Genomic DNA, 7,440 nt, shown 5'->3' on the forward strand with positions numbered 1-7,440 from the left:
TCATTATAGTGACTTTCAATTATATGTAGAAGGGAAGTCGTTTTATAAACAGTTGTTTACTGATATAAGTGAAGCGAAGCGATCTATTTACACTTATTTTTATATTTTATCGGATGATAAAAGTAGCCATACTTTTTTAAACATATTAAAAGAGAAGGCGAAAGAAGGAGTAAACGTATATTTATCAGTGGATTTAATTAATGATTTATCATTTGAAAGAAAGATGAAAAAAGAATTACAGGAAAGTGGTGTTCATTTTACATACAGTAGAAAACCTGAATTGCCATTCGGATTTTATTCACTTCACCATCGTAATCATCGTCGTATTACGACGATTGATGGGAAAATTGGCTATACGGGTGGCTTTAATATAGGGGATGAGTACTTAGGAAAAGATAAGCGATTTGGATATTGGCGTGACTATCATGTGCGGYTWARRGGAGAAGGAGCAAAAGATTTAGAAGARCARTTCGCWTTAGATTGGAAACGAGAYACGAAAGARSATATAAAAAGGAGTACGAATAAAGCTAGTAAAGGGAATACATTACATACTATGGCTAGTTACAATGGGCATCACGTCGCTGAAAAATATGTAGAGTTAATAAAACAAGCGAAGCATTCAATTGTAATTACAACACCTTATTTTATAGCGAAAAATAAAGAATTAATGAATGCTTTAATTGGAGCGCAAAAACGTGGTGTTACAGTAAAAATACTATGGTCATATAAACCAGATATTCCTCTCATTAAAGAGGCTGCATACCCYTACATCCGTCAAGCTGTTAATAATGGGATTACGGTATACGGTTATAAAAAAGGGATGTTTCATGGAAAGTTAATGCTTATTGATAATGAATTAACTGTTATCGGTACTACAAACTTTACTTCACGTAGCTTTTATATAAATGATGAGATGAATTTGTATATTCATGGTGGATCTATCGTATCAGAAGTGAATGAGGCGTTAACACAAGATTTTCATGACTCGAAAGAAATGACGAAAGAGTTTTTTGAGAAGTTATCTTTTTGGGAGCGTTGTAAGGAGAAATTTGCGGGATTGGTTGATTTTTATTTGTGATGATTAACGAAGAAAGGGTGTCTAAAAAAGACACCCTTTTTTGATGAAAACAACTATTTTTCATGCACAAGCATCGAAACATCATCATTAATCAACGTCCCAACATGTTCACCTAAACAAATTCTTTTCATAACGCCAGGCTCATCAAAGTTAAAGACGTGTGCCGGTAAATTATAATCTCGAGCAAGTAATAAAGCTGCTTGATCCATTACTTGTATGTTTTGCCTAACAATATCGTTATAGTTCAGTTTACTGTACATTTTCGCTGATTTGTTATGTTTCGGATCACTTGTAAAGACACCGTCTACTCCTTGTTTTGCGACTAAAATGGCGTCGCTATTCATTTCAATGGCTCTTTGTACACTTGGGTAATCTGTCGTAACGAATGGTTGCCCGTTACCACCACCGAATATGACAACATAACCGTTATCTAAATGATGTACTGCACGTAGGCGAATATATGGTTCAGCTACTGCATTAAAAGGGATGGAAGTCATAACGCGTACTTCTCTATCTGTTTTACTTGTTAAAACGCCGCGAAGCATTAAGCTGTTAATAATCGTACCTAGCGTACCGATATTATCAGCTTCTACACGATCAATTCCCCATTCTTCAGCTAGATGACCTCTGAAAATGTTACCGCCGCCGATGACAATGGATACTTCGATATCTAGGTCAATAATGGATATTATTTCGTTTGCGATATGTTCTAATCGTTTGGAGTTAAAGCTATTTCCAGATTGATCAGCAAGTGCGCCGCCACTTAGTTTAATTAAGACGCGTTTATATGGTTTCATAACAATTCCCCCTATATAGATTGCAATAAAAAAGGAACAAAGGCGAATGCCTTTGTTCCTTCGTAAGAAAATGAAATAGAAAAGAAATAGATATGATGAACTTCTTCACGTGATTTTTCATAACATCCACTCCTTTTCATCCCCATTTATTTAGAATACGTATATCTTTTAGATTATACGAAATAATCTGATGTTTTATCAAGGTTATTTTATTTCTTTTTTATAAAAAAGTGTCAATGAATATTATAAGAAATAAATTTGAATTTTTTGTGACGAACTTGTAGGTTTTTGTATGATTTTGTAGGTTCGCCTATATGATGTGTGAGTAAGCTTTTATAAATACTAAATGAAAGCGTTCGCATAAAAGGGGATGAACATAAATGAAAAAATTCGGATTGGCAACACAAATTTTTGTCGCGCTTGTTTTAGGGATTGTAGTAGGGGCAGTCTTTTATGGCAATAAAACGGCGATTTCTTATATCACACCAATTGGGGATATATTTATTCACTTAATTAAGATGATTGTAGTACCGATTGTTATTTCAGCATTAATTGTTGCGGTAGCTGGTGTAGGGGATATGAAAAAGCTTGGGAAACTGGGCGGTAAGACAATTCTTTATTTCGAAATTATTACGACGATTGCTATTCTAATGGGATTACTTGCAGCAAATATATTCCAACCAGGTACTGGCGTTGATATGAGTAATTTACAGCAAAGTGATATTTCTTCTTATAAACAAACAGCAGATGCAACAGAGAAGAAAGGCTTTGCAGAAACGATTGTTCATATTGTACCGAAAAATATATTTGAGTCTATTACACAAGGTGACTTACTACCGATTATATTCTTCTCAGTACTATTCGGTTTAGGAGTTGCAGCAATCGGAGAAAAAGGAAAGCCTGTTTTTAACTTTTTTGAAGGTGTGCTCGAAGCGATGTTCTGGGTTACAAATCAAGTGATGAAATTCGCACCATTTGGTGTATTCGCATTAATTGCTGTTACGGTTGCAAAATTTGGTGTAGCAACACTACTTCCTTTAGGAAAACTAGTGCTAGCTGTATACGTAACTGTTATACTATTCGTTGTGATTGTATTAGGTATTAATGCGCGAATGGTTGGAGTAAATATTTTTACATTAATGAAAATTTTAAAAGAAGAACTTATTCTTTCGTTTACGACAGCAAGTTCAGAAGCTGTTTTACCTAATATAATGAGAAAAATGGAAGAGTTCGGTTGTCCAAAGGCAGTTGCCTCTTTCGTAATTCCGACAGGTTATACATTTAACTTGACTGGATCAGCTATTTATCAAGCGTTAGCKGCATTGTTTGTTGCACAAATGTACGGTGTACACATGTCACTGACGGAGCAAATAACGCTATTATTCGTTCTCATGTTAACATCCAAAGGTATGGCGGGAGTTCCGGGTGCATCATTCGTTGTTGTATTAGCGACGTTAGGATCAATGGGCTTACCGCTAGAAGGCATCGCATTAATTGCGGGAATTGACCGCATTTTAGATATGATTCGCTCAGCTGTCAATGTATTAGGAAATGCATTAGCTGCCATTGTTATGTCGAAGTGGGAAGGCGAATTCGATGATGAGAAAGCAAAACAATATGTAGAAACGGTCAAACAAACAAAAGCAGCGTAAGAGATTGTTAAGGAGTGAGTAATCATGGCAACATTAACTGAAGTTAAAAATGGAGTACGAATTGAAAAAGATTTTTTAGGTGAAAAAGAAGTACCAAATTATGCGTACTACGGTGTACAAACAATGCGTGCAGTAGAGAATTTCCCGATTACAGGATACAAAGTCCATGAAGGTTTAATTAAAGCGTTAGCAATTGTAAAAAAAGCGGCAGCACTTGCTAATGCAGATGTAGGAAGATTGGAATTGAAAAAGGGTGGTGCTATCGCAGAAGCATCACAAGAAATCCTTGAGGGGAAATGGCATGATCATTTCATCGTTGATCCAATTCAAGGTGGTGCAGGAACTTCAATGAATATGAACGCAAATGAAGTCATTGCCAATCGTGCCCTTGAATTATTAGGAATGGAAAAGGGAGACTATGATTATATTAGTCCAAACAGTCATGTAAATATGGCACAATCAACAAACGATGCATTCCCAACAGCGATTCATATTGCAACATTAAATGCATTAGAAGGCTTATTACAAACAATGGGTTATATGCATGATGTATTTGAATTAAAAGCAGAACAGTTCGATCATGTTATTAAAATGGGTCGTACACATTTACAAGATGCTGTGCCAATTCGTCTTGGACAAGAATTTAAAGCATACTCCCGCGTACTTGAACGTGACATGAAACGTATCAAGCAATCACGTCAACATTTATATGAAGTAAATATGGGAGCAACTGCAGTTGGTACAGGCTTAAATGCAGATCCAGAATATATTGAAGCAGTTGTAAAACATTTAGCTACAATTAGTGAACTACCACTTGTTGGTGCAGAAGATTTAGTAGATGCAACTCAAAATACGGATGCGTACACTGAAGTATCTGCAGCACTTAAAGTATGTATGATGAACATGTCTAAAATTGCGAACGATCTTCGTCTAATGGCATCAGGTCCACGCGTTGGATTAGCAGAAATTATGTTACCAGCTCGTCAACCAGGTTCATCTATTATGCCAGGGAAAGTAAACCCTGTTATGCCAGAAGTAATTAATCAAATTGCGTTCCAAGTAATTGGTAACGACCATACAATTTGCCTTGCTTCAGAAGCAGGACAATTAGAATTAAATGTTATGGAACCAGTACTTGTTTTCAACTTACTTCAATCTATTAGCATTATGAATAACGGTTTCCGTGCCTTTACAGATAATTGCTTAAAAGGAATTGAAGCGAATGAAGATCGCTTAAAAGAGTACGTTGAGAAGAGTGTAGGAATTATTACAGCCGTGAACCCTCATATCGGCTATGAAGCAGCAGCTCGCGTTGCGAAAGAAGCAATTGCGACAGGGCAATCCGTTCGAGAACTATGTGTGAAAAATGGTGTATTGTCACAAGAAGAATTAGAGTTAATTCTAGATCCATTCGAAATGACACACCCAGGGATTGCAGGAGCAACTCTTTTAAAGAAAAATTAAAAGAAGAGGGGGACAATCCCCTCTTTTTTGTTTACAATATAGAAATGCTATATATGAATAGAGGTAGGGATGTTATGAGTAAGTTTACAGTGGCTTCTAATGGTGCATTAGAAACAACATTAAGAGGAGCAGAAGTATTATCAACACCACTTTTAAATAAAGGGGTAGCTTTCACACAAGAGGAAAGAGAAGAGTTAGGTTTAAAAGGGTTATTACCGCCAGCGGTTTTAACGTTAGAAGAACAAGCACGCCGAGCATATGAACAATTTAGTTCTCAGCCGGATGATTTATTAAAGAATGTGTACTTAACAGCGTTACATGATCGAAATGAAGTGTTATTTTATCGTATTTTAACAGAGCATTTACGTGAAATGTTACCGATTGTATATACACCAACTGTAGGTGTAGCAATTCAAAGATATAGTCATGAATACCGTAAACCACGTGGCATTTATTTATCAATTAACGATCCATCAGGTATTGAAGATGCATTTGCAAATATCGGTGCAACAGCTGAAAACATTGATTTAGTCGTTGTAACGGATGGAGAAGGTATATTAGGAATTGGTGATTGGGGTGTTGGTGGAATTAACATCGCAATCGGGAAATTGGCTGTATATACGGCCGCAGTTGGAATCGATCCTAGCCGTGTATTACCGGTAATTTTAGATGTAGGTACAAATCGTGAGGAATTATTAAACAATCCATTTTATATTGGAAATCGTCACCCTCGTATAACAGGTGAAGCTTACGATGAATTTATTGATACGTTTGTTCAAGCGGTAAATAAACAATTCCCGAAAGCACTTCTACATTGGGAAGACTTCAGTTCTCGAAATGCACGAAAAATTTTAGATAAATATCGTCATGACGTTTGTACATTTAATGATGATATTCAAGGTACAGGGGCAGTTTCACTTGCTGCTGTATTATCGGCAGTAAAAGCTTCTGGTGTACCGTTAAGTGAACACCGTGTAGTTGTGTTTGGTGCTGGTACGGCTGGAATCGGTATCGCAGATCAAGTAAGAGATGCAATGGTTCGTGTCGGCTTATCAGACGAAGAATCACATAATCGTTTCTGGTGTATTGACCGTAATGGGTTGGTTACAGATAATATGGAAGATCTTCTTGATTTCCAAATTCCATATGCAAGAAAAGGCAGATTTAATCGAGTGGACAGAAGGAAAAGCATTAGTTGCAACAGGAAGTCCGTTTGAACCGGTTACATATAACGGTGTAACGTATGTGATTGGACAGTCAAATAACGCACTTATTTTCCCAGGACTAGGTCTTRGTACAATTGTTGTTCGTGCAAGCGTCATGACGGATGGAATGTTCGCAGCAGCAGCAGAAGCAGTTGCAAGTATGGTAGATACAAGTCAGCCAGGAGCGCCTATTTTGCCAGAAGTTGAAGAGTTACGTAATATCTCTGAACTGGTTGCGATTGAAGTAGCGAAAGTTGCAGTTGCAGAAGGTGTTGCTAGAGAGAACTTAAGTGATGACGATATTAAGATTGCAGTAAAAGAAGCAATATGGGAACCGGAGTATCGCCAAATAAAAGCGGTAGAAAAGGTTAGAATATAGAAATAAAGCCCGTTTATAATTATAAGCGGGCTTTCACTTTTACAATTGAAAAAAAGCATAGGAAGTGGCACCTTTGAATTGGAATCAATTATGGAAGAAAGATATGTATCTTTTAATTATATTAATGGTTGTTGTTCCGATTGCTGGAGAACTSAATTTTCATCCTTTTAATGATATGTTTCGTGTTAGTTTCGGGACACCGCTTTTCTTCTTTTTATTACTATTTTTAAGAAGAGTGCCAGCAGCAGCTGCAGGTATTCTTGTAGGTATATCTGTAGTCTTATTTCGTGTATGTCTTGACTGGGTATTGCAAGGTTCATTCCATATGACAGAATCATTTTATTTGCGTTATCCTGTGTTCTTTTATTATTTTATTTATGGAAGTCTTTTTTCGCTTTGTAGGGTGAATAAGTTTCATCAGAAGCCAATTGTGATAGGATGTCTTGGGATTACAATTGAAATTATCGCAAGTATGTCTGAACTTGCGTTTTATCATATGTTAGTGCTGGGGACAACGATAACAGTTTCTGAAGTGAATAAACTAATTATTATTGCTATTTTCCGTAGTTTCTTTGCACTTGGTTTTTTAAATATGATGAACTTATATGAAACGAAGTTAAAAGAATCACAAGTTCGAAAAGAAAATGAAAATATGTTAATGTACCTCTCTAATTTATATGTGGAATCTGTCCATTTGAAAAAAACGTTACAAAATGCTGAGTTAATTACACAAGAAGCATATCAACTATATCGAAACTTACAAGCGAACGATGATTTAAATAGCAAAACAGCATTAAAAATAGCAGGAGAAGTGCACGAAATCAAAAAGGATAATCAAAGAATTTTTGCAGGACTATCTAAACTG

4 protein-coding genes and 2 pseudogenes are annotated in these 7,440 nt (G+C 36.2%); 5 read left to right on the plus strand and 1 reads right to left on the minus strand.

Annotated elements, in window-relative coordinates:
• Window positions 1-1,078, plus strand: a 1,078-nt coding sequence (gene cls / locus AC1DJR_RS14285; protein WP_477002864.1) for a cardiolipin synthase, incomplete at its 5' end; no start/stop codon positions are given.
• Window positions 1,079-1,131: 53 nt separating this feature from the next.
• Here cls and pyrH read toward each other — a convergent pair.
• Window positions 1,132-1,875 (minus strand): UMP kinase, encoded by a 744-nt coding sequence (pyrH, locus tag AC1DJR_RS14290; RefSeq protein ID WP_002012233.1) that lies wholly within the window; start codon window positions 1,873-1,875, stop codon window positions 1,132-1,134.
• A gap of 380 nt (window positions 1,876-2,255) precedes the next feature.
• On the opposite strand from pyrH, the gene AC1DJR_RS14295 reads away from it, so the two are divergent.
• The 4 genes and pseudogenes from AC1DJR_RS14295 to AC1DJR_RS14310 form a co-directional block, all read left to right on the plus strand.
• Entirely contained in the window at window positions 2,256-3,527 is a 1,272-nt protein-coding gene (locus AC1DJR_RS14295) for a cation:dicarboxylate symporter family transporter (protein WP_002086365.1), read from the plus strand.
• Window positions 3,528-3,551: 24 nt separating this feature from the next.
• The gene (aspA, locus tag AC1DJR_RS14300; RefSeq protein WP_002012229.1) at window positions 3,552-4,991 is read left to right on the plus strand and encodes an aspartate ammonia-lyase; all 1,440 of its coding nucleotides are present in this window, start codon (window positions 3,552-3,554) and stop codon (window positions 4,989-4,991) included.
• A gap of 74 nt (window positions 4,992-5,065) precedes the next feature.
• Window positions 5,066-6,575, plus strand: a pseudogene (locus AC1DJR_RS14305) (NAD-dependent malic enzyme).
• A gap of 64 nt (window positions 6,576-6,639) precedes the next feature.
• Window positions 6,640-7,440: pseudogene (locus AC1DJR_RS14310) on the plus strand (ATP-binding protein); the annotation flags it as partial.

Source organism: Bacillus sp. 05T31, from assembly GCF_056396725.1.

Bases quoted from the DNA above. Each gene is read 5' to 3' on its own strand.
- aspA (WP_002012229.1), top strand. From the start codon at position 3,552: ATGGCAACATTAACTGAAGTTAAAAATGGAGTACGAATTGAAAAAGAT.
- pyrH (WP_002012233.1), bottom strand. From the start codon at position 1,875: ATGAAACCATATAAACGCGTCTTAATTAAACTAAGTGGCGGCGCACTT.